This is a genomic window from Pseudomonas sp. GL-RE-29 (genome assembly GCF_019947275.1).
In the GTDB taxonomy this organism is placed as follows: Bacteria; Pseudomonadota; Gammaproteobacteria; order Pseudomonadales; family Pseudomonadaceae; genus Aquipseudomonas; species Aquipseudomonas fluorescens_A.
On sequence record NZ_JAGYGD010000032.1, the window covers coordinates 13,762 to 34,203 of the forward strand.

21 protein-coding genes are annotated in these 20,442 nt (G+C 58.9%); 15 read left to right on the forward strand and 6 right to left on the reverse strand.

The window, feature by feature from the left end; translation table 11 throughout:
• The first annotated feature begins 35 nt into the window (after positions 1–35).
• Complete coding sequence (locus KGB21_RS22670; protein WP_034151062.1) at positions 36–839, forward strand: IclR family transcriptional regulator; 804 nt, start codon at positions 36–38, stop codon at positions 837–839.
• On the opposite strand, the gene KGB21_RS22675 is transcribed toward KGB21_RS22670, so the two are convergent.
• Positions 836–1,888 carry an NAD(P)-dependent alcohol dehydrogenase gene (locus KGB21_RS22675; RefSeq protein ID WP_223506784.1) on the reverse strand — a complete coding sequence of 351 codons (1,053 nt, stop codon included), beginning with the start codon at positions 1,886–1,888 and terminating at the stop codon, positions 836–838. The two genes, KGB21_RS22670 and KGB21_RS22675, sit on opposite strands and share 4 nt — an antisense overlap.
• Before the next feature lie 191 nt (positions 1,889–2,079).
• On the opposite strand from KGB21_RS22675, the gene KGB21_RS22680 reads away from it, so the two are divergent.
• Positions 2,080–2,970, forward strand: a complete 891-nt coding sequence (locus tag KGB21_RS22680) for an AraC family transcriptional regulator (protein WP_034151060.1) — start codon at positions 2,080–2,082, stop codon at positions 2,968–2,970.
• A gap of 192 nt (positions 2,971–3,162) precedes the next feature.
• On the opposite strand, the gene KGB21_RS22685 is transcribed toward KGB21_RS22680, so the two are convergent.
• Positions 3,163–4,827, reverse strand: coding sequence for an electron transfer flavoprotein-ubiquinone oxidoreductase (locus KGB21_RS22685; RefSeq protein ID WP_223506785.1), 1,665 nt, complete (start codon positions 4,825–4,827; stop codon positions 3,163–3,165).
• 548 nt (positions 4,828–5,375) lie between these two features.
• Between KGB21_RS22685 and KGB21_RS22690 the strand changes: the two genes are divergently transcribed.
• From KGB21_RS22690 to KGB21_RS22735, 10 genes are all read left to right on the forward strand, one after another.
• Positions 5,376–6,125: an electron transfer flavoprotein subunit beta/FixA family protein gene (locus KGB21_RS22690; RefSeq protein WP_007987229.1), complete on the forward strand. Its 750-nt coding sequence runs from the start codon at positions 5,376–5,378 to the stop codon at positions 6,123–6,125.
• Complete coding sequence (locus KGB21_RS22695) at positions 6,126–7,055, forward strand: electron transfer flavoprotein subunit alpha/FixB family protein (protein ID WP_116579999.1); 930 nt, start codon at positions 6,126–6,128, stop codon at positions 7,053–7,055.
• Positions 7,056–7,153: 98 nt separating this feature from the next.
• Positions 7,154–7,978, forward strand: coding sequence for a substrate-binding periplasmic protein (locus KGB21_RS22700; RefSeq protein ID WP_223506786.1), 825 nt, complete (start codon positions 7,154–7,156; stop codon positions 7,976–7,978).
• 9 nt (positions 7,979–7,987) lie between these two features.
• The gene (locus tag KGB21_RS22705) at positions 7,988–8,344 is read left to right on the forward strand and encodes a DUF4398 domain-containing protein (protein WP_223506787.1); all 357 of its coding nucleotides are present in this window, start codon (positions 7,988–7,990) and stop codon (positions 8,342–8,344) included.
• Positions 8,341–9,153, forward strand: coding sequence for an OmpA family protein (locus KGB21_RS22710; protein WP_223506788.1), 813 nt, complete (start codon positions 8,341–8,343; stop codon positions 9,151–9,153). Before KGB21_RS22705 ends, KGB21_RS22710 begins: the two co-directional genes overlap by 4 nt.
• A 255-nt stretch (positions 9,154–9,408) precedes the next feature.
• On the forward strand, positions 9,409–10,848 hold the full coding sequence (locus KGB21_RS22715; RefSeq protein WP_034151053.1) for a PLP-dependent aminotransferase family protein: 1,440 nt from the start codon (positions 9,409–9,411) through the stop codon (positions 10,846–10,848).
• Positions 10,849–10,947: 99 nt separating this feature from the next.
• Positions 10,948–11,415, forward strand: a complete 468-nt coding sequence (locus KGB21_RS22720; protein ID WP_223506789.1) for a translation initiation factor 2 — start codon at positions 10,948–10,950, stop codon at positions 11,413–11,415.
• Between the two features lie 155 nt (positions 11,416–11,570).
• The gene (locus tag KGB21_RS22725) at positions 11,571–11,825 is read left to right on the forward strand and encodes a YkgJ family cysteine cluster protein (protein ID WP_034151051.1); all 255 of its coding nucleotides are present in this window, start codon (positions 11,571–11,573) and stop codon (positions 11,823–11,825) included.
• A gap of 41 nt (positions 11,826–11,866) precedes the next feature.
• Positions 11,867–12,472 (forward strand): START domain-containing protein, encoded by a 606-nt coding sequence (locus KGB21_RS22730; RefSeq protein ID WP_223506790.1) that lies wholly within the window; start codon positions 11,867–11,869, stop codon positions 12,470–12,472.
• Between the two features lie 275 nt (positions 12,473–12,747).
• A complete protein-coding gene (locus tag KGB21_RS22735) occupies positions 12,748–14,847 on the forward strand; it encodes an LTA synthase family protein (protein ID WP_223506791.1) in 2,100 nt (699 codons plus the stop codon).
• Between the two features lie 75 nt (positions 14,848–14,922).
• Here the strand turns inward: KGB21_RS22735 and KGB21_RS22740 are convergent, their stop codons facing one another.
• Positions 14,923–15,081 carry a DUF3309 family protein gene (locus KGB21_RS22740; RefSeq protein WP_170948722.1) on the reverse strand — a complete coding sequence of 53 codons (159 nt, stop codon included), beginning with the start codon at positions 15,079–15,081 and terminating at the stop codon, positions 14,923–14,925.
• Between the two features lie 280 nt (positions 15,082–15,361).
• Between KGB21_RS22740 and KGB21_RS22745 the strand changes: the two genes are divergently transcribed.
• The 3 genes from KGB21_RS22745 to csrA all read left to right on the forward strand — a co-directional run bounded on the left by KGB21_RS22745 (position 15,362) and on the right by csrA (position 16,919).
• A complete protein-coding gene (locus tag KGB21_RS22745) occupies positions 15,362–16,177 on the forward strand; it encodes an SDR family oxidoreductase (RefSeq protein WP_223506792.1) in 816 nt (271 codons plus the stop codon).
• Between the two features lie 64 nt (positions 16,178–16,241).
• Positions 16,242–16,574 (forward strand): YnfA family protein, encoded by a 333-nt coding sequence (locus tag KGB21_RS22750; RefSeq protein WP_223506793.1) that lies wholly within the window; start codon positions 16,242–16,244, stop codon positions 16,572–16,574.
• 153 nt (positions 16,575–16,727) lie between these two features.
• Complete coding sequence (gene csrA, locus KGB21_RS22755; RefSeq protein WP_034151046.1) at positions 16,728–16,919, forward strand: carbon storage regulator CsrA; 192 nt, start codon at positions 16,728–16,730, stop codon at positions 16,917–16,919.
• On the opposite strand, the gene KGB21_RS22760 is transcribed toward csrA, so the two are convergent.
• The 3 genes from KGB21_RS22760 to ngg all read right to left on the reverse strand — a co-directional run bounded on the left by KGB21_RS22760 (position 16,908) and on the right by ngg (position 20,442).
• Positions 16,908–17,135: a YheU family protein gene (locus KGB21_RS22760; protein ID WP_003199186.1), complete on the reverse strand. Its 228-nt coding sequence runs from the start codon at positions 17,133–17,135 to the stop codon at positions 16,908–16,910. The genes csrA and KGB21_RS22760 overlap by 12 nt on opposite strands.
• Before the next feature lie 208 nt (positions 17,136–17,343).
• Positions 17,344–18,534: an osmoprotectant NAGGN system M42 family peptidase gene (locus KGB21_RS22765; RefSeq protein WP_223506794.1), complete on the reverse strand. Its 1,191-nt coding sequence runs from the start codon at positions 18,532–18,534 to the stop codon at positions 17,344–17,346.
• 159 nt (positions 18,535–18,693) lie between these two features.
• A complete protein-coding gene (gene ngg, locus KGB21_RS22770) occupies positions 18,694–20,442 on the reverse strand; it encodes an N-acetylglutaminylglutamine synthetase (RefSeq protein WP_223506795.1) in 1,749 nt (582 codons plus the stop codon).

Consider the following 20,442-nt stretch of genomic DNA (forward strand, 5'->3'; position numbering starts at 1 on the left):
CCGCCCGTTCACTCGCTCAACGGTAAAGGCTGGATATGCAGGAAGATGCCCCAAAAAACGCCAAGGACGCCGCACCGACCGGTACTCAGACTCTGCTTCGCGGTTTGGGTGTGGTTCAGGCTGTGGCCAGCGGTGCCCGCGATCTCAAGGAAATCGCCCGGTTGATCGGCACCACGCGCAGCACCACCCATCGCCTGGCCAGTTGCCTGGTGGACGAGCGTTATCTGCGGGTGGTGCCGCAAGTCGGTTATCTGTTGGGGCCGAAGCTGATCGAGCTGGGATTCCAGGCGCGCGAGGAATTGCCGTTGGTGACCCTGGCCGGGCCGTACCTGGATGAGTTGTCGGCATTGACCGGCGACACCATTCATCTGGCGATCCGTGAAGGCGACGAGGTGCTGTACCTGCACAAGAATCCGGGGCGCAATGGCCCGGAAATGCGTTCGCGGGTCGGCCATCGCATGCCGTTGGCGCGCACCGGGATCGGCAAGGCGCTGATGCTCGATGACACGCCGCAAGAATGGCAACGGCTGTACGAAGTCAGCCTGCCGGCGGGTGGGAAAAATCTGTTTTGGCCGCAGCACCCGGAGCAGTCCTGGGAGCAATTCCAACAGCGCATGATTGAGTACGTGGCCGGAGGTTATGCCTTCGACCTGGAAGACAACGAACCGTCGATCCGCTGCGTGGCGGCGCCGATCCGTGATGCCAGCAAACGCATCGTCGCTGGCATCAGCATCGCCAGCACCGTGCCGTACATGCCGCTGGAAAAAATGGCCGAGCTGATTCCCCTGATCAAAGGAGTCACGGCTCGGCTCTCGGCGGAACTCGGGGCTAAGGTTTAGAGCTTGAGCGTGGCCATGTCGATGACGAAGCGATACTTCACGTCACCAGCAATCATGCGCGCGTAAGCTTCGTTGATCTGTCGGATGTCGAGCATTTCGATGTCGCAGGTGATGTTGTGCTCGGCGCAGAAATCCAGCACTTCCTGGGTTTCGGCGATGCCACCGATCAACGAACCGGCGAGTACGCGGCGGCTCATCACCAGTTTGCCGGCATGCACTGGCGGGTCCACCGGCTCGATCAAACCCACCAGAATGTGCACGCCGTCGAAGCGCAGCGTATCGAGGTACGGATTGAGGTCGTGCTGCACCGGAATGGTGTCGAGCAGAAAGTCGAAATGCCCGGCAGCGGCTTTCATCTGTTCGGCATCGGTGGACACGATGACGTGGTCCGCACCCTGACGACGACCTTCTTCAGCCTTGCTCGCCGATCGGGTGAACAAGGTCACTTCGGCGCCCATCGCCTTGGCGAACTTGATGCCCATGTGGCCGAGGCCACCCATGCCGAGAATCCCGACCTTGTCGCCCGCCTTGACCCCGTAATGCTTGAGCGGCGAATAGGTGGTGATGCCGGCGCAAAGGATCGGCGCAGCGCTGGCCAGGTCGAGTTTCTCGGGGATGCGCACCACAAAGTGTTCGCTAACCACGATGCTGTCGGAGTAGCCGCCCATGGTGTTGCTGCCATCCACGCGGTCCGGGGTGGCGTAGGTCATGGTCGGGCCTTCGAGGCAGTATTGCTCGAGGTTGGCCTGGCAGGCTTCGCAGCTACGGCAGGAATCGACCATGCAGCCGACGCCAACCAGATCGCCGACTTTGTGCTGGGTGACATTCGCACCCACGGCGGTAACTTTTCCGACGATTTCGTGGCCGGGCATCAGCGGATAGACGGCGATGCCCCACTCGTTACGGGCCTGATGGATGTCGGAATGGCAGACGCCGCAGTAGAGAATATCGATGGCCACGTCGTCGGGCCGTGGACTGCGACGTTCAAATTTCACGGGGGCGAGGGGAGTGGTGGCCGACTGGGCGGCGTATCCGATGGCGGTGTACATGGTGAACCTCGCAAAAGCGTTAACAGGTGAGGCGGCGCATTCTGGGCGTCGGACCCTGTACCGGCCATGGCGATTCCTCCGGGTGTCATGCCTAATCCTCCGGCATGCAGGTGTCAGTCGTCGTATTGGCCGGCGGATCTGCGATGATGCTTTCGTCCCTTTTTCCGTAACTTTTTTTGTGAAGAACGCCGATGCTGTTGACCCGTCACCTTGATGCCAATGCCATGCTGGTATCGCTGATCGAGCCTTTGTCGACCCGCGACGGTTTCGTCCCGACTGCATTGCCGGGCGTACAGGTTTTACGTGCCAGTTGTGATGTGGCCCGTGGACCACAGATTTATGAGCCGAGCCTGGTGATCATCGCCCAAGGCAGCAAACTGGCGTATCTCGGGCCACGCACCCTCGAATATGGCGCCGGGCACTATCTGATTCAGGCACTGCCTGTGCCGTTCGAGTGTGAAACTTTTGCCGCACCGGACGGGCCGATGTTGGGTGTTTCCGTGGCTATCGACCGGGTGATGCTGGGCGAGTTGGTGATGGCGATGGGGTTGGCGCCGGGACGGCATATTCCGGCACAAACGCCGGAGTCCATGACCTCGGCTGTGCTCGACGATGCCATGCGTGGTTGTGTCGAACGGCTGCTGCGTTGCCTGCACGATCCGCTGGAATGCCAGATCATGGGGCAAGCGCGATTGCGTGAATTGTTGTTCGTCGCCTTGCGCGGGCCCCAGGCCGATGTGTTGCGGGCACTGGTTGAGCAGCAGGGTCAATTCGCCCGGATCGCGGCATCGCTTAGCCATCTGCATGCGCATTACACCGAACCCTTGAATGTCGAGACCCTGGCCGGTTGCGCGAACATGAGTGCGTCGACCTTCCACGAGCATTTCAAGCGCAGTACGTTGCTGTCGCCGGTGCAGTATCTGAAGCGTTTGCGTTTGCTCAGGGCGCAGCAGTTGTTGGTGGGGGAGGGCATGGGCGTGGCGCAGGTGGCGCATCGGGTGGGGTATCAAAGCACGTCGCAATTCAGTCGCGAGTACAAGCGCTACTTCGAGCGTAATCCCGGAGAAGAACGCGCGGCTTGAGTTATTGATAACCCCCTGTAGGAGCGAGCCTGCTCGCGATGGTCTCAAATGCACCGCTTGAATCCAGGATCCCCGCGCCATCGTTAACGTCCATCGCGAGCAGGCTCGCTCCTACAGGGGTGGTGTGTGATGCTCTGAATCCCGGGCAACAAAAAGGCCCCCATTCGGGAGCCTTGATGTGTGCGGTTCGGCTTACATGTTCGGGTAAGTCGGGCCGCCAGCGCCTTCCGGCGTCACCCAGGTGATGTTCTGTGCAGGGTCCTTGATGTCGCAGGTCTTGCAGTGAACGCAGTTCTGGGCGTTGATCTGGAAGCGCTTCTCGCCGTCTTCCTTGGTGATCACTTCATATACGCCTGCCGGGCAGTAACGCTGGGCAGGCTCATCGTACAGCGGCAAGTTCTTGCTGATCGGGATGCTCGGGTCGGTCAGCTTCAGGTGGCACGGCTGCTCTTCTTCATGGTTAGTACCAGAGATGAACACTGAGCTGAGTTTGTCGAAGCTGATCTTGCCGTCCGGTTTCGGGTAGTCGATCTTCTTGCAGTCGGCCGCCAGTTTCAGGCAAGCGTAATCCGGCTTGGTGTCGTGCAGAGTGAACGGCAGTTTGCCGCCGAAGATGTTCTGGTCGAGCCAGTTGAAACCACCACCAACGATCGCGCCGAACTTGTGGATCGCCGGGCCGAAGTTGCGGCTGGCGAACAGTTCTTCGTGGAGCCAGCTGTTCTTGAAGGCGTCGACATAAGAGGTCAGCTCTTCCGTGCCATCCTTGTCGGCGAACAGCGCGTCAGCCACCGATTCAGCTGCGAGCATGCCGGACTTCATCGCGGTATGACTGCCCTTGATCTTGGCGAAGTTCAGGGTGCCGAGGTCGCAACCGATCAGCGCGCCGCCCTTGAAGACCATTTTCGGCAGCGAGTTCAGGCCGCCCTTGCAGATGGCGCGGGCGCCGTAGCTGATGCGCTTGCCGCCTTCCAGGTACTGCTTGAGTACCGGGTGGTGTTTCAGGCGCTGGAACTCGTCGAACGGCGACAGGTAGGTGTTGCTGTAGGAAAGATCGACGATAAGGCCCACTACAACCTGATTGTTTTCCAGGTGATAGAGGAACGAGCCACCGGTGTTCTCGGTGCCCATGATGTCCATCGGCCAACCGGCGGTGTGGACTACCAGGCCTGGCTGGTGCTTGGCCGGGTCGACTTCCCAGATTTCTTTCAGGCCGATGCCGTAGTGCTGGGTATCAGCGTCAGTGTCCAGGTTGAAGCGCTTGATCAGCTGCTTGCCGATGTGGCCACGGCAACCCTCGGCGAACAGCGTGTACTTGCCGCGCAGTTCCATGCCCGGGGTGTACAGGCCTTCTTTCGGCTGACCTTCGCGGTCAACGCCCAGATCGCCGGTGATGATCCCGCGAACGATGCCGTTTTCGTCGAACAGCGCTTCCTGAGCGGCGAAGCCCGGGTAGATTTCCACGCCCAGGTTCTCGGCCTGCTGGGCCAGCCAGCGGCACAGGTTGCCCAGGGAGATGATGTAGTTGCCTTCGTTGTGCATGGTCTTGGGCACAAAGAAGTCAGGAATTTTTTGCGCGCTTTCGGCGTTTTTCAACACGAAAATGTCATCGCGCGTGACTGGCGTGTTCAGCGGTGCGCCGAGTTCTTTCCAATCCGGGAACAGTTCGTTCAAGGCCCGTGGTTCGAACACGGCACCGGACAGGATGTGAGCACCGACCTCGGAGCCTTTTTCGACCACGCAGACGCTGATTTCCTTACCGGCTTCAGCAGCCTTCTGCTTCAATCGGCAGGCGGCGGAAAGGCCAGCGGGGCCGGCACCGACGATGACCACGTCGAATTCCATGTATTCGCGTTCCACAGGCTATCTCCTACTCAAGGCTCAACAGTTTTTTTCTAATTTTGGAGGTTGGGTGTCGCATCCTTGAATCCCGGCACAACGTCGGGAGAGGACAATCGATTAACCACCTTTCTCTTTGGGTGGCGCATTATATCTACACCACTCTCAGCGTCCAATACAAACGTTTGTTTGAAACTGCTCAAAGCCAGAGAAATCAAAGTCACCCGGCTTATGAACGGCCATTTTGGCGTATTGACCGGAATAGGTGTTCCGGTCAAGATACGGGCGGTTTTGCGCTCGCCGTAGGCTGACTATAGGTTTCAAGAGCACCTCTAAAGACAGGGCGATGGCAGTGGCAGGTGATGTACCGCGCAGGTTTGGCGCGAAGTTTACACGTCGCGATATTGAATGACTTGTTAGTCACGACTGACGAACGGTCATCAACATCATGAGCGATGATCACTTGACACGAATGCCGGCGTTTTTAGAGGTGCCCTTGCGCCCGATGAGCATCAACCGCCAGGTTCGCCTAGGCGACTTTCTTTTCACCGGAGAGTAACGAGGAATCCATGAAGGTTCTTGTAGCTGTCAAACGCGTTGTGGATTACAACGTCAAGGTCCGCGTCAAGGCGGACAATTCCGGCGTCGATCTTGCCAACGTCAAGATGTCGATGAACCCGTTCTGCGAGATCGCAGTGGAAGAAGCCGTACGCCTGAAAGAGAAAGGCGTTGCGACTGAAATCGTCGTCGTCTCCGTGGGCCCGTCCACCGCTCAAGAGCAACTGCGCACCGCGCTGGCTCTGGGTGCCGACCGCGCCATCCTCGTCGAATCCGCCGAAGATCTGACTTCCCTGGCCGTGGCCAAACTGTTGAAAGCTGTTGTCGACAAGGAACAGCCTCAGCTGGTGATCCTTGGCAAACAAGCCATCGACAGCGACAACAACCAGACTGGCCAGATGCTCGCTGCATTGAGCGGTTATGGTCAGGGCACGTTCGCTTCGAAAGTCGAAATCAGCGGCGACAGCGTTGCTGTGACTCGCGAAATCGACGGCGGCGCGCAGACAGTTTCCCTGAAGCTGCCGGCCATCGTCACCACCGACCTGCGTTTGAACGAGCCGCGCTACGCGTCTCTGCCAAACATCATGAAAGCCAAGAAGAAGCCTCTCGAAGTGCTGACTCCGGACGCTTTGGGCGTTTCCACCGCCTCCACCAACAAAACCGTGAAAGTCGAAGCGCCTGCTGCACGCAGCGCGGGTATCAAGGTCAAGTCGGTGGCTGAACTGGTCGAGAAACTGAAAAACGAAGCGAAGGTAATCTAAATGACTATCTTGGTTATTGCTGAACACGACAACAAAGTGCTGGCCCCGGCCACGCTGAACACCGTCGCTGCCGCCGCTAAAATCGGTGGTGACATCCACGTTCTGGTTGCAGGCCAAGGCGCTGGCGCCGTGGCTGAAGCCGCTGCGAAAATTGCTGGCGTGAGCAAAGTCCTGAACGCTGACAATGCCGCTTACGCACACCAGCTGCCGGAAAACGTTGCTCCTCTGGTCGCTGAATTGGGCAAGGGCTACAGCCACATCCTGGCTGCCGCCACTTCCAACGGCAAAAACATCCTGCCGCGCGTTGCCGCTGCACTGGACGTTGACCAGATCTCCGAGATCATCTCGGTAGAAAGCGCTGACACCTTCAAGCGTCCGATCTACGCGGGTAACGCCATCGCTACCGTGCAATCGAACGCCGCAGTGAAAGTGATCACCGTGCGTGCCACCGGTTTCGACCCGGTTGCCGCTGAAGGTGGTTCGGCCGCTGTTGAAGCCGTTGCCGCTGCTCACGACGCTGGCATCTCCAGCTTCGTCGGCGAAGAACTGGCCAAGTCCGATCGTCCGGAACTGACCGCTGCCAAGATCGTCGTTTCCGGCGGCCGCGGCATGCAGAACGGCGACAACTTCAAACACCTGTACGCCCTGGCTGACAAGCTGGGCGCTGCCGTTGGTGCTTCGCGCGCCGCGGTCGACGCAGGTTTCGTTCCGAACGACATGCAGGTCGGTCAGACCGGCAAGATCGTTGCTCCACAGCTGTACATCGCCGTCGGTATCTCCGGCGCGATCCAGCACCTGGCCGGCATGAAAGACTCCAAAGTGATCGTTGCGATCAACAAGGACGAAGAAGCGCCGATCTTCCAGGTGGCCGATTACGGCCTGGTGGCGGACCTGTTCGAAGCCATCCCTGAGCTGGAGAAGCTGGTCTAAACCTGCTGCTTCACTTATAAAGAGCCCGACCGTATGGTCGGGTTTTTTTTTGCCTTTCCTACAGGGGATATAACGGGGCTTGAGTGGAGTGTATTGCTATGGATGTGCAGCGAGTGTTCGGTTGGTCAATGCTGCTGGGCCTGACGGTGTTTTCGACACTGTCGATCGCCGCGGGCAAGTGCGAACGCCTGGTGGTAACCGGCAGCCCGGATGCGCCACCGTACCTGTGGCAAGACCCGCAAGACCCCAAGCACCTGATTGGCGCCAGTGCCGATTTGTTGCAGCAGGTAGCGGGGCAGTTGGGCATCAAGGTGGAAATGCTCTACTCCGGCAAACGCTCCCAGGCGCTGGACGAAGTGCGTAGCGGACGCATGGACATGTTGGCCGATGCGCCACTGACGGTCGCTGAGCTCGAATCCCTGGACTACATTCATCCGCCACTGCTGGAAAATGATTACCTGGTCTGGACCCGCAAGGATTCTTCACTGGTCTACAACCAGCTACAGGACCTGCACGGTCACTCCGGCGCTTTGTCGGAAAAGTCTCGATTGACTCCGGAATTCGGCACTTTCGCTGAACAGCAATTGACCCTCACACGCACGCCAAACCTTACCCAGGCCTTTCAGAAATTGCTCTTGGGCGAGGTGGAATTTGTCCTGGCCGGTCGTTACTCCGGCATGGCGATGGCGCAGACACTGGGCATGGCCAAGGATCTGATCGCCCGCGCTCAACCGGTTGACCAACCGGGACTATTTCTGGCGGTTTCCCACAACTCCGCCTGCAACGATCCGTGGTTGCGCGGACAGTTGGCCAAAAAGATGACAGAATTGCCCGCGTCCGGACTGACGGAGGCTGTACTGCAACGCAATATCGAGCGTTGGAACGCGCAGCAGAAGCAACCTGTCAGTACCCCAAAACAGTAGGGATTTTTAGTGAGTATTCGACCTCTTTTCGCTGCCCTGGCCGTTCTGGCTCTGGCGGGTTGTGCAGCCGATCCGGCGCCGAATGAACAAATGCGCCTGACCGAACAGGCACTCGAACAAGCCAAGGCCGTTGGCGCCACCGCTGACGAAGTGCCGGAAATGAAACTGGCCGAAGACAAGTTCAACCGTGCCAAGGGCAGCATGGCCGACCAATCCTTCAGGAATGCGCGCATGCGGGCTGAACAGGCCGAACTGGATGCGCGTCTGGCTGAGGCCAAGGTTCTGACCCTCAAGAGCGAAGAGCAGTTGAACATGCTCAATACCCGCATCACCCGTCTGCGCAAGCAACTGGGAGATGCCCAATGAGCCTCAAGACCAAAGCCCTCGGCGGTTTGATCCTGGTCGGTTGCGCGAGCCTTTATGGCTGCGCTGGTCAGCACAGTGAAGCGGCTCTGCAACAGGCGAGTGCTGACTTCCAGAAGGTCAAGGAAGACTCCAACGTATTGCGGATCGCGCCCAAGGACGTGATTCGAGCCGGTGAGTCCCTGGCCCGGGCCGATCGGTTGTCCAGCTATTGGGGCAGTGGCTCGGACGTGGTGCAATACGCCTATTTGAGCCAGCGCTACAGCGAAATCGCCCGCGAGCACACCAATCTGGCGCTCAACGAAGAGCGCGCCGCGAAGCTCGAACTGGAGCGTCAACGCCTGCAACTAGCTTTGCGTGAATCCAAACTGTTCAGCGTGCAACAGCAAGGCAAGTTGCTCGAAGAGCAGATTGTTGCGCTGGCCACCACCCAGACTGACCGTGGTTTGGTCATGACCCTCGGCGATGTGCTGTTCGATACCGGTGAAGCGGAGTTGAAAAACTCGGCCAATCGCGTGGTGCTGAAAATCGTGCAATTCCTCCAGCTCAACCCCAAGCGCGTGGTGCGGATCGAAGGCTACACCGACAGCACCGGCGGTAAGCAGGACAACCTCAAGCTGTCGCGCGACCGTGCGCAATCGGTGGCTGACGTCTTGATGGACCTGGGCATCGACGACAAACGCATCCAGGTTGAAGGCTACGGCGATGAATACCCTGTGGACGCGAACGCCTCCGAGCGTGGCCGCGCCCAGAACCGTCGAGTGGAAATTGTGTTCTCCGACGAAAAAGGCCAGTTGGGCGCCGCCCGATAGTGGGCGCTACCTAACCACGCACTCCGTAGGAGCCGGCTTGCTGACGATGGCATCAACGTGGATTCTCAACAAACCCGGCCTGCGATGCAGCGCCGGGTTTTTTTACGCCTGCCAAATATCTCTCAAAACAGTACAGTTCTTGCTGACACTGCACTGTCCTGTCGACTATTGTGGCAACTGTCCCAGTACACTTCTAAACTGTTCCGGTATTGTTTCACACAAGAATAAAATGCCCGTGAAATCGAGTGCTGCGTCATGACCAATCTCTTGCTTTACCAACGTATTGCTCAACAACTGGCCGAAGACATCCGCCGTGGTGTCTATCAACCAGGGGAGCGCGTGCCTTCGGTGCGCAAGATGAGCTCGCAGCTCAATGTCAGCCATGCGACGGTTTTGCAGGCGTACGCCAACCTCGAGGATCAGGGGCTGATCCGTGCCCGGCCGCAGTCGGGTTACTACGTGCACCAGACACCGGCCCTGACCGCGCCGACACCGGACATCGCCCGGGTCGAGCGCCCGGGCCTGGTCACTCGTAGCAGCATCATCCAGCAGGTATTGGTCGAGTCCCGCCGCGAAGGCGTGTTCCCGTTAGGCGCGGCGGTGCCGAGTGTCGATTATCTGCCGGTGCGGGCGCTTCATCAGCAGTTGGCCAAAGTCACTCGTTTCCATAGCCCGCGTGCATTCAGCTACATGTTCAGCCCCGGTTTTGAACCGTTGCGTCGGCAAGTGGCGATCCGCATGCGCGATGCCGGCGTGGTGGTCGATCCCTCGGAAGTGGTGATTACCCATGGCTGCGTCGATGCCTTGCAGATGTCCTTGCGGGTTCTGACCCGGCCGGGCGATCTGATCGCTGCCGAGTCGCCGACCTACTACGGCCTTCTGCAATTGGCCGATCTCTTGGGTCTGAAGGTCATCGAAATCCCCAGCGATCCGTCCACCGGCATGAGCCTCGAAGCCCTGCAGCTGGCCGCCAACCAGTGGTCGATCAAGGCACTGGTACTGACCACTCGTCTGAGCAATCCATTGGGCGGCACCATGCCCGAAGAGCGGCAGAAACAATTGCTGCGCCTGGCGTCGGACTTCGATATCCAGATTGTCGAGGACGATATCTACGGTGAGCTGATGTTCGAGCAGGGGCGTACCAAGTCGCTCAAGGCTTATGACCGGCTGGATCGGGTGATCTATTGCTCGAGTTTCTCCAAAACTCTATCGCCGGGCGTGCGGATCGGCTGGATGATTGCCGGCAAGTATCAGCAGGAAATCCAGCGCTTGCAGACCTTCAGTACCCATTCAGCCTGCAGCGTTACGCAAATGGGCATTGCCGCCTATCTGGAAAACGGCGGTTACGACCGACATTTGCGCTACATCCGTCAGGAGTACCGCAAGAACCTCAGCGCCTTCCAGTTGGCGGTGCAGCAGTATTTCCCCGAAGGCACCCAGATGACTCGGCCTACCGGCGGTTTCATTTTGTGGGTGAGTTTGCCTGGACGGGTCAACACCCAGGAGCTGCATGTGCGTGCATTGCAGCAAGGCATCAGTATTGCGCCGGGGCTGATTTTCAGTAACACCGAGCAATTCAACCACTGTATCCGGCTGAACTGCGGGATCCCGTGGAACCGTGAAGCCGAGCGTGCGTTGATGACCCTGGGCATGCTGGCCACCCAGCTCTGCCAGGAAATGGCGGGCGGTCTGTAGCAGGTCGGGCAGGTTATTCCTGCCCGTGCTTGTCATGATGACAACAACAGGCGAGCATATGTCCCCTCTGTCGTTCGCGCTGTTTGCGCCGTTGGGTCCATGAAACCGATTTTTCCCGCCGCCTCGCTGATGATTTGCCTGTTATTGAGTGCTCAGCCGGTATCCGTGATGGCCGCTTCCGCTCAGGAAAACCCGCCAGCAAACGCAACTTCGAAAAAACCGGCTCCCGCCAAAAACTCCGCACCTGCAAAACAGAAAGCCCCTGTGGCGAAGAAGCGTCCGTCGATTGCCTCCAAGTCAAAACCGGCCAGTGAGGTGGTGAAAACCCCAATACCCTCAGCCAACCTGGATTTGAGTCTGCCCAAAGACATGGTCGAAGAACTGAAACCGGTCGGCACAGTGCCATTGCCCAAGCGCGAACCGGTGTTGCCGCAGATGTTCGGTGACAAAAGCAGCCAGTTCCAGCTCAACGGAAGGCTGATCAACAACGAAATGCAGTTGCAACTGCGCAACGAAGAGCGCCGAGAAGTTGAAGGTGCGGAGCTGGAATTCGAGTTCAAGCGGTAAATCCCCAGCCGCGAGCCAGACGCTTTGTCGGAGACTGCCCGGTCACGCACGCTTGCAGGTAAAAACCCGAGGTCCGGTAATTTAAAACAACTGTTTTAGCGGTTACTCTGTGCCCCGTCCTTTAATACATCGCCCGTCGCGAGGAGCTCGTCGTCATGAAATGCCGTGAAGGCTGTGGCGCCTGTTGCATAGCCCCTTCCATCAGTTCACCGATTCCCGGCATGCCCAACGGCAAAGCCGCCGGCGAACGTTGCCTGCAATTGTCTGCCGAAAACCTGTGCTCGATTTTCGGCAAACCGGAACGCCCGGCAGTTTGCTCGGCGTTCGAGGCTGACGTCGAGGTGTGCGGCACCAGCAGTGAAGAGGCCATCAGGTTGATTGGCTGGTGGGAGCAAATGACGGCCGCGTGATGTTTTCAACGAACGGAACTTCAACAATAAGGAATAACATTATGGGTTCGCTGCATCGTATTGCTGTGCTGTGTGGTTTGACGGCTGTATTGGCTACATCGGTCGCCCAGGCCGAAGACTGGAAAGTCGCCAAGAACGAAGACGGCATCAAGATTTCCCTGAGTGAAGTGCCCGGCTCCGACTACAAGGCCTATCAGGGCGTCACCCTGATGAAGACCACCGTGGCCAAGCTGCGCGCATTACAGGAAGACGTGGTCGGCACCTGCGCCTGGATTCACGAGTGCAAGTCCCAGAAGTTGCTCAAGCGCGAAGGCGACCAGAGCTGGACTTACACCCAGTTCAATACGCCATGGCCGGTCACGCCGCGTGATTCGGTGGTGCACATCACCACGACTGTTGGCGCCGATGGCAGCCTGACCCGCAAGCTCGAGGGTGTGCCGAATTACCTTCCTGAAGAAAAAGGCTTTGTCCGGGTCGCCAAGGTCGACGGTTTCTGGAAGTTCGTACCCAAGGGCGATCAGGTTGAAGTGACCTATCAGGTACATACCGAGCCGGGTGGCAGCGTGCCATCGATGGTTGCCAACAAGTTTGTGGTCGATGCCCCGTTTAATACGTTGAAAGCCCTGAAAGAACGCGCGGAGAAGTAATGCAGATCAAAAGATCGCAGCCCCTGTAGGAGTTGCCGAAGGCTGCGATCTTTTGCCTTTATTTTGTTTCCGGATATGCGTTGCACGAAATTTTCACGAAGCCTCCAAGACAATTCGCCCGCGCTTGCATCAACGAACAGTTATCAATGGCAATGCTGCGGTTGATCGTGCAACATTTGCGCACCGCGCGAACCCCGGGGCCAAGTACTGGCCAACAGAGGGCAGGGCGCAGCTGTACTTTTGAAACTTCAACTTCCAATGGGTCCTAAAACGACATGGCAATCCCGGACGCCCTGACTCAGCAGCGAGCTTCGAGTCGCCTGCTGCAACCGACCGTCAAATCGCACCTGGCCTACACGCTGCTGTGTGCGCTGGTCATGATGGTGATGTTTTCCGTGCTGCGCGTCGCGCTGCTGGTCTACAACCGTGAAATGATCCTCGATACACCAGCTTCGACGTTCATCGAGGCATTCGCCAACGGTCTGCGTTTCGACCTGCGCCTGGTGGTTTACCTGAGCGTCCCGCTGATTCTGGCGCTGTTCAGTGTCCGGGCCATGGCGGCGCGCGGGTTCTTCCGTTTCTGGCTGACCATTGCCTCGAGCATTGCGCTGTTCCTCGGCCTCATGGAGATGGACTTCTATCGCGAGTTCCACCAGCGCCTCAACGGCCTGGTGTTCCAGTATGTGAAGGAAGATCCGAAAACCGTGATGAGCATGCTCTGGTACGGTTTCCCGGTGGTTCGCTACCTGCTGGCATGGGCGGTGGGCACCTGGCTCCTGAGCCTGGCATTCAAGGGCGCCGACCGGGCTACCCGTCCTCGCGGTCCGTTCAGCGGTGGCAGCATCAGCACCCGCCAAGTGGCCCCGTGGTACACGCGCGCCGCGGTGTTCGTGGTCTGCCTGCTGATCTGCGTGGTTGCCGCCCGTGGCACCTTGCGTCAAGGCCCGCCAATGCGTTGGGGTGATGTCTATACCACCGATTCCAACTTCGCCAACCAGTTGGGCCTGAATGGCACACTTTCCCTGGTGGCGGCGGCGAAGAGCCGGATGTCCGAAGACCGCGACAACATCTGGAAAGCCACGTTGCCACAACCGATGGCGCAACAGACCGTGCGCGACATGCTGGTGATGAAGGACGACAAACTGGTCGATGGCGAAACGGCCGCGGTGCGTCGTGACTACATGCCGCCGGCGGACAAGACCCTGCCGATCAAGAATGTCGTTGTGATCCTCATGGAAAGCATGGCCGGTCACTCGGTGGGCGCTCTGGGCGCACCGGGCAACATCACGCCGTACCTCGACAAACTGTCGAAGGAAGGCCTGCTGTTCGATCGCTTCTTCTCCAACGGGACCCACACCCACCAGGGCATGTTCGCGACCATGGCCTGCTTCCCCAACCTGCCGGGTTTCGAATACCTGATGCAGACGCCGGAAGGCAGCCACAAACTGTCTGGCCTGCCGCAGTTGCTCAGCGCCCGTGATTACGACGACGTATACGTCTACAACGGCGATTTCGCCTGGGACAACCAGTCGGGTTTCTTCAGCAACCAGGGCATGACCAACTTCATCGGCCGTAACGACTTCGTTAATCCGGTGTTCTCCGACCCCACGTGGGGCGTGTCCGACCAGGACATGTTCAACCGTGGCCTGGAAGAGTTGAAAGCCCGCGACGGCAAGGACAAGAAACCGTTCTATGCCTTGCTGCAAACCCTGTCCAACCACACACCGTACGCCTTGCCGAGCCCATTGCCGGTCGAGCGCGTGACCGATCGCGGCAGCTTGAACGAGCACTTGACCGCCATGCGTTATTCGGACTGGGCGCTGGGCCAGTTCTTCGAACAGGCTCGCAAGGAGCCGTACTTCAAGGAAACCCTGTTTGTCATCGTCGGCGACCATGGCTTCGGCAACGAGCGTCAAATCACCGAAATGGACCTTGGTCGTTTCAACGTTCCGATGCTGATGATTGCTCCAGGCATTCAGGAGAAGTTCGGTACGCTTGACCACACCGTCGGCACTCAAGTCGACATCGTTCCGACCATCATGGGCCGGATCGGTGGTGAAGTACGCCACCAGTGCTGGGGTCGCGATCTGCTCAACTTGCCTGAAGGTGACACCGGTTTCGGTGTGATCAAGCCATCGGGTAGCGAGCAGACAACGGCGATCATCACGGCTGACCAGATTCTGGTATTGCCGAAGGACAAGGACATGGCGCCGAAGATGTACCAGTACGAACTGGGTGCTACGCCTCGCGCCGTGGTCGTTCCGGATGCACCGCGCACCGCCGAGTTGAAAACCAAGCTCGAATCGTTCCTGCAAACGGCGACCAAGAGCCTGATCGACAACACCGCCGGTGTGGTCGATGGCAAGCCGGACTAAAACTGGCAAGACCGAGCCAATAGCAACGCAATAAAAAAGAGGCCCTCGAAGGGCCTCTTTTTTACGCTCGGGTCTTCATATTTTGCCGAGTAACAACAAAATCAGTATCACCACCAACACCACGCCGATAATACCGGACGGGCCATAACCCCAACTTCTGGAGTGCGGGAAGACCGGTAAACCACCGATCAGTAACAGGATCAAAATGATGAGAAGAATTGTGCCCATGTCTATTTCCTTGCTGTAAGAATTCAGGAATGACCCAGTCTTTATCGGTCAGCGGGAATGCATTTAATTCGAGCTGCTTAAAACTTCCGACTGCCGCGCAAGGAAGAAAATTCCAAGTTTTTTTAATGTTTTTCGAACAAAGCGTTATTTCGTTTCGACTGGCATTAGTTATGGGCGACGCTTCCAGGGTTTGCTCGTCCCATTCAGCAATCTGATGGAGCGTGGGTCGGGCAATATCCTTCGCTACACTCGACGCATCTTCCCCGGAACAACAAGGCTGTTTGCTATGCAAAATCGCATGATGATCACTGGTGCGGGCTCTGGCCTGGGTCGCGAAATCGCGCTGCGCTGGGCGCGTGAAGGCTGGCAACTGGCTTTGTCGGACGTCAGCGAACCCGGCCTGCAGGAAACCCTGAAACTGGTACGCGAAGCCGGCGGCGACGGTTTTATCCAGCGCTGCGATGTGCGCGACTACAGCCAACTGACGGCGTTCGCCCAGGCGTGCGAAGTGAAACTTGGCGGTATTGATGTCATCGTCAATAACGCGGGCGTGGCGTCGGGCGGTTTCTTCAGCGAACTGTCCCTGGAAGACTGGGACTGGCAGATCGCAATCAACCTGATGGGCGTGGTCAAGGGCTGCAAGGCCTTCCTGCCGCTGCTGGAAAAGAGCAAAGGCAAGATCATCAACATCGCGTCGATGGCCGCGCTGATGCAAGGCCCGGCCATGAGCAACTACAACGTGGCCAAGGCCGGTGTGGTCGCGTTGTCGGAAAGCTTGCTGATCGAACTGGCGCAACAGGAAGTGGGCGTGCACGTGGTTTGCCCGTCGTTCTTCCAGACCAATCTGCTCGACTCGTTCCGCGGCCCGACCCCGGCCATGAAAGCCCAGGTCGGCAAGTTGCTGGAGAGTTCGCCAATCAGCGCAGCGGACATCGCCGACTACATCTATCAGCAGGTCGCTGCCGGCGAGTTCATGATTCTGCCCCACGAACAGGGCCGCATGGCTTGGGCGCTGAAACAGAAAAACCCGCAACTGCTCTACAACGAAATGACCGTGATGGCCGACAAAATGCGCGCCAAGGCCAAACAAACCGCAGGCTGACCTTGCCCACACGCAACACCGTCGTTAGGGTGGCCGCAACTGGCCATCCTCGCGAGACGTTTGCATGCTCAACTACTTGTGGTTTTTCCTCGCCGCGCTGTTTGAAATCGCCGGTTGCTTCGCCTTCTGGATGTGGCTGCGCCAGGGCAAAAGCGTCTGCTGGGTGGTGCCGGCACTGCTCAGCCTGACCTTGTTTGCGCTGTTGCTCACTCGCGTCGAAGCGAGCTACGCCGGTCGCGCCTATGCCGCCTACGGTGGCATCTACATCATTGCCTCGATTGGCTGGCTGGCGGTGGTCGAGCGGATTCGACCGCTGGGTTCGGACTGGATCGGTGTGGCCCTGTGCGTGATCGGGGCGAGCGTCATCCTGTTCGGTCCGCGGTTTTCCGCATCCTGAAGGATCGGTCCTTCATTTGACCGGCTTGTCAGACGTTTCCGTCAGCAGTGATGCCTCTGGGTTGTCAGACCGGTCTGGATTGTTGCTGCTGTCTTGAAGGGCGGTTGTGTGCCGGGCATCTTCAAGGTCCGGTATCCCTGAAGGACAGAAGCCATGCTTGTACTCAGCCGCGTTGTGGGCGAATTGATCTCCATCGGTGACGACATTTCAATCCGCGTTGTTGGCGTCAACGGAGGAAACGTGCGCTTTGGCGTCGAAGCGCCGAAGAACGTCTATGTGCACCGCTCCGAGATCTACGAGCGAATCCAGCGCAAACTGGCCCGGCAGAAAAAATCAGTCGAATAGATGCTTGGGCACATCATGCTTGAGCATCAATTGGCATTGCTCGCTTTCCGGGTCGAAGACAATCAATGCCTGGCCCTTGGTCAATGCCTGGCGCACGCGCAGGACACGGGTTTCCAGCGGCGTGTCATCACCGTTGTCGGTGCCGTCACGGGTGACGAAATCTTCGATCAGGCGGGTCAGGGTGTCGACTTCAAGTTGGTCGTGTGGGATGAGCATAGGCACCTCGAATCAATCAATGGCGCGATGCTACGGCGAATGGTTGGTTGCGGCTAGCCTTTGGGTTCTATGTCGTTTGATCTGACGCCATCGCAGGCAAGCCCGCTCCCACAGATTTTGCGCCGATCACAAAATCCCTGATCGACGGGTAACCTGTGGGAGCGGGCTTGCCCGCGATGGCGTCAAACCAGACGATGAAAATTCAGGATCAGCTGTCGTTGCGCTGACCTACAAGGCTGTCCACCGAAGGCACCCGCGTATCGCTTTCCATCTGGGTTTCGTGTTCGATCTGGTGACTGAACCGGTCCAGCGATCCTTTGGCCGGTTGCGCATCGCTGGCGAATACCGGAGGGCTGAGAATGTAGGCGCCGAGCAGGCGACTGAGGGCCGCGAGGCTGTCGATGTGGGTACGCTCGTAGCCGTGGGTGGCGTCGCAGCCGAAGGCGAGCAGGGCGGTGCGGATGTCATGACCTGCGGTGACCGCCGAGTGCGCGTCGCTGAAGTAATAACGGAACAGGTCGCGACGAACCGGCAACTCGTTTTCACTGGCCAGGCGCAGCAGGTGTCGCGATAAGTGATAGTCATACGGCCCGCCTGAGTCTTGCATGGCAATGCTGACGGCGTGCTCGCTGGAGTGTTGGCCGGGGGCGACCGGTGCGATGTCGATGCCGACGAATTCGCTGACATCCCAAGGCAGTGCCGCTGCCGCGCCGCTACCGGTTTCCTCGGTGATGGTGAACAGCGGATGGCAGTCGATCAGCAATTCTTCACCGCTGTCGACGATGGCTTTCAACGCTGCCAGCAGCGCCGCGACACCGGCCTTGTCGTCGAGGTGACGGGCGCTGATGTGGCCGCTTTCGGTGAACTCCGGCAGCGGGTCGAAGGCGACGAAATCGCCGACGCTGATCCCCAGGGAATCGCAATCGGCGCGAGTTGCGCAGTAGGCATCCAGACGCAATTCAACGTGATCCCAACTGATCGGCATTTCATCCACGGCGGTATTGAACGCGTGCCCGGAGGCCATCAATGGCAACACGCTGCCGCGGATCACGCCGTTGTCGGTGAACAAGCTGACGCGGCTGCCCTCGGCAAAACGGCTGGACCAGCAACCCACCGGCGCCAGGGTCAGTCGGCCGTTATCTTTCACCGCGCGCACGGCGGCGCCGATGGTGTCGAGGTGCGCGGAGACGGCGCGATCCGGGCTGTTCTTCTTGCCCTTGAGGGTGGCGCGAATGGTCCCACGCCGGGTCATTTCGAAGGGGATGCCCAGTTCTTCGAGGCGTTCGGCAACGTAACGCACGATGGTGTCGGTGAACCCGGTAGGGCTGGGAATGGCGAGCATTTCCAGCAGGACTTTTTGCAGGTAAGTCAGGTCCGGTTCTGGGTATTGGCGGGTCATGGAAACTCCTGATGAGTGAAGAGCATCGATGGTTTCGATGAGTGAGATCGTTGTCGTCTGTTCAGCCGCCATCGCGAGCAGGCTCGCTCCTACATTGGACCGCTGATCCCCTGTAGGAGCTGGCTTGCCAGCGATGGCGGCCTGACAGGCGCTACATCACTAGGAAACAACCGGCTGGCTATGCGGAAACAACAAATCCACAAACCGCTCAGCCGTCGGCTGTGGCTCATGGTTGGCCAGTCCGGCGCGTTCATTGGCTTCGATAAATACGTACTCCGGTTGATCGGCGGCAGACACCATCAGGTCGAGTCCCACCACGGGAATGTCCAGCGCCCGCGCCGCGCGCACGGCGGCATCCACCAGCGTCGGATGGAGAATCGCGGTGACGTCTTCGAGAATCCCGCCGGTGTGCAGATTCGCCGTCCGCCGTACGAACAGATGCTCGCCGGCCGGCAGAATGCTGCTGTAGTCGTAATTGGCGGATTGCAAGGTGCGTTCGGTTTCGTGGTCCAGCGGGATTTTGCTTTCGCCACCGGTGGCTGCCTGCCGACGACGGCTCTGGGCTTCGATCAATGCGCCAATCGAGTGCTGACCATCGCCGACTACTTCCGCAGGGCGACGGATCGCAGCCGCGACCACTTCAAAACCAATCACCAGAATTCGCAGGTCGAGGCCTTCGTGGAAGCTTTCCAGCAACACCCGGCCGTCGAACTGGCGCGCAGCTTCGATGGCGTGCTGGACGTCTTCGATGGTTTGCAAATCCACCGCCACGCCTTGCCCTTGTTCGCCGTCCAGCGGTTTGACCACGACGCGTTGGTGCTCGTCGAGAAACGCCAGATTGTCATCGGCATTGCCCGCCAGTTGCTGCGACGGCAGGTTCAGCCCGGCGGCCTTGAGTGCTTTGTGGGTCAGGCTTTTGTCCTGGCACAGGCTCATGCTGATAGCACTGGTCAGGTCACTGAGGGACTCGCGACAACGCACCCGGCGCCCGCCATGACTCAGGGTAAACATCCCGGCGTCGGCGTCGTCGACCTGTACATCGATGCCCCGGCGCAACGCTTCCTCGACGATGATCCGCGCATAGGGATTGAACTCGGCTTCTGGGCCGGGCCCGAGAAACAGCGGCTGATTGATGCCGTTCTTGCGCTTGATGGCGAACGTCGAGAGGTTGCGAAAACCGAGCTTGGCGTAAAGATTTTTTGCCTGGCGATTGTCATGCAATACCGACAAATCGAGATAACTCAACCCGCGACTCATGAAGTGTTCGATCAAATGGCGCACCAGCACTTCACCGACGCCGGGTCGAGAACAATGCGGATCGACCGCCAGGCACCACAGGCTGCTGCCGTTCTCCGGATCATTAAAAGCCTTGTGATGGTTGAGTCCCATGACACTGCCGATGACCGCGCCGCTGTCCTCGTCCTCGGCCAGCCAGTACACCGGGCCGCCGGAGTGTCGCGGAGTCAGCAACGTGGCATCGATCGGCAGCATGCCGCGAGCCTGGTACAGCTGGTTGATCGCGTTCCAGTCGGCGTCACTCTGGGCACGACGGATGCGAAAGCCGCGAAACACCCGGGTGGCCTGACGGTAATCGCTGAACCACAGGCGCAAGGTGTCCGACGGATCGAGGAACAATTGGGTCGGCTCCAGCCCCAGCACTTGCTGGGGCGCGGCGACATACAGGGCAATGTCGCGCTCACCGGGTTGTTCGTTGAGCAACTCCTGGGCGAGGCTGGCCGCATCAGCAAAAGTGTGGCCGATCAGCAACCGGCCCCAGCCGCAATGCACCGCAATCGGCGCCGCGCCCAGCGTGCTGCCGTCTTCGGCCAGGCGCGCCTGCAATCGTTCATAAGAGGGCGTCTGACCGCGCAACAAGCGTTGGTTGATCGCCGTGGCGTGAGGTTTCAT

Bases quoted from the DNA above. Each gene is read 5' to 3' on its own strand.
- KGB21_RS22670 (WP_034151062.1), top strand. From the start codon at position 36: ATGCAGGAAGATGCCCCAAAAAACGCCAAGGACGCCGCACCGACCGGT.
- KGB21_RS22675 (WP_223506784.1), bottom strand. From the start codon at position 1,888: ATGTACACCGCCATCGGATACGCCGCCCAGTCGGCCACCACTCCCCTC.
- KGB21_RS22680 (WP_034151060.1), top strand. From the start codon at position 2,080: ATGCTGTTGACCCGTCACCTTGATGCCAATGCCATGCTGGTATCGCTG.
- KGB21_RS22690 (WP_007987229.1), top strand. From the start codon at position 5,376: ATGAAGGTTCTTGTAGCTGTCAAACGCGTTGTGGATTACAACGTCAAG.
- KGB21_RS22695 (WP_116579999.1), top strand. From the start codon at position 6,126: ATGACTATCTTGGTTATTGCTGAACACGACAACAAAGTGCTGGCCCCG.
- KGB21_RS22700 (WP_223506786.1), top strand. From the start codon at position 7,154: ATGGATGTGCAGCGAGTGTTCGGTTGGTCAATGCTGCTGGGCCTGACG.
- KGB21_RS22710 (WP_223506788.1), top strand. From the start codon at position 8,341: ATGAGCCTCAAGACCAAAGCCCTCGGCGGTTTGATCCTGGTCGGTTGC.
- KGB21_RS22715 (WP_034151053.1), top strand. From the start codon at position 9,409: ATGACCAATCTCTTGCTTTACCAACGTATTGCTCAACAACTGGCCGAA.
- KGB21_RS22720 (WP_223506789.1), top strand. From the start codon at position 10,948: ATGAAACCGATTTTTCCCGCCGCCTCGCTGATGATTTGCCTGTTATTG.
- KGB21_RS22725 (WP_034151051.1), top strand. From the start codon at position 11,571: ATGAAATGCCGTGAAGGCTGTGGCGCCTGTTGCATAGCCCCTTCCATC.
- KGB21_RS22730 (WP_223506790.1), top strand. From the start codon at position 11,867: ATGGGTTCGCTGCATCGTATTGCTGTGCTGTGTGGTTTGACGGCTGTA.
- KGB21_RS22735 (WP_223506791.1), top strand. From the start codon at position 12,748: ATGGCAATCCCGGACGCCCTGACTCAGCAGCGAGCTTCGAGTCGCCTG.
- KGB21_RS22745 (WP_223506792.1), top strand. From the start codon at position 15,362: ATGCAAAATCGCATGATGATCACTGGTGCGGGCTCTGGCCTGGGTCGC.
- KGB21_RS22750 (WP_223506793.1), top strand. From the start codon at position 16,242: ATGCTCAACTACTTGTGGTTTTTCCTCGCCGCGCTGTTTGAAATCGCC.
- csrA (WP_034151046.1), top strand. From the start codon at position 16,728: ATGCTTGTACTCAGCCGCGTTGTGGGCGAATTGATCTCCATCGGTGAC.
- KGB21_RS22760 (WP_003199186.1), bottom strand. From the start codon at position 17,135: ATGCTCATCCCACACGACCAACTTGAAGTCGACACCCTGACCCGCCTG.
- KGB21_RS22765 (WP_223506794.1), bottom strand. From the start codon at position 18,534: ATGACCCGCCAATACCCAGAACCGGACCTGACTTACCTGCAAAAAGTC.
- ngg (WP_223506795.1), bottom strand. From the start codon at position 20,442: ATGAAACCTCACGCCACGGCGATCAACCAACGCTTGTTGCGCGGTCAG.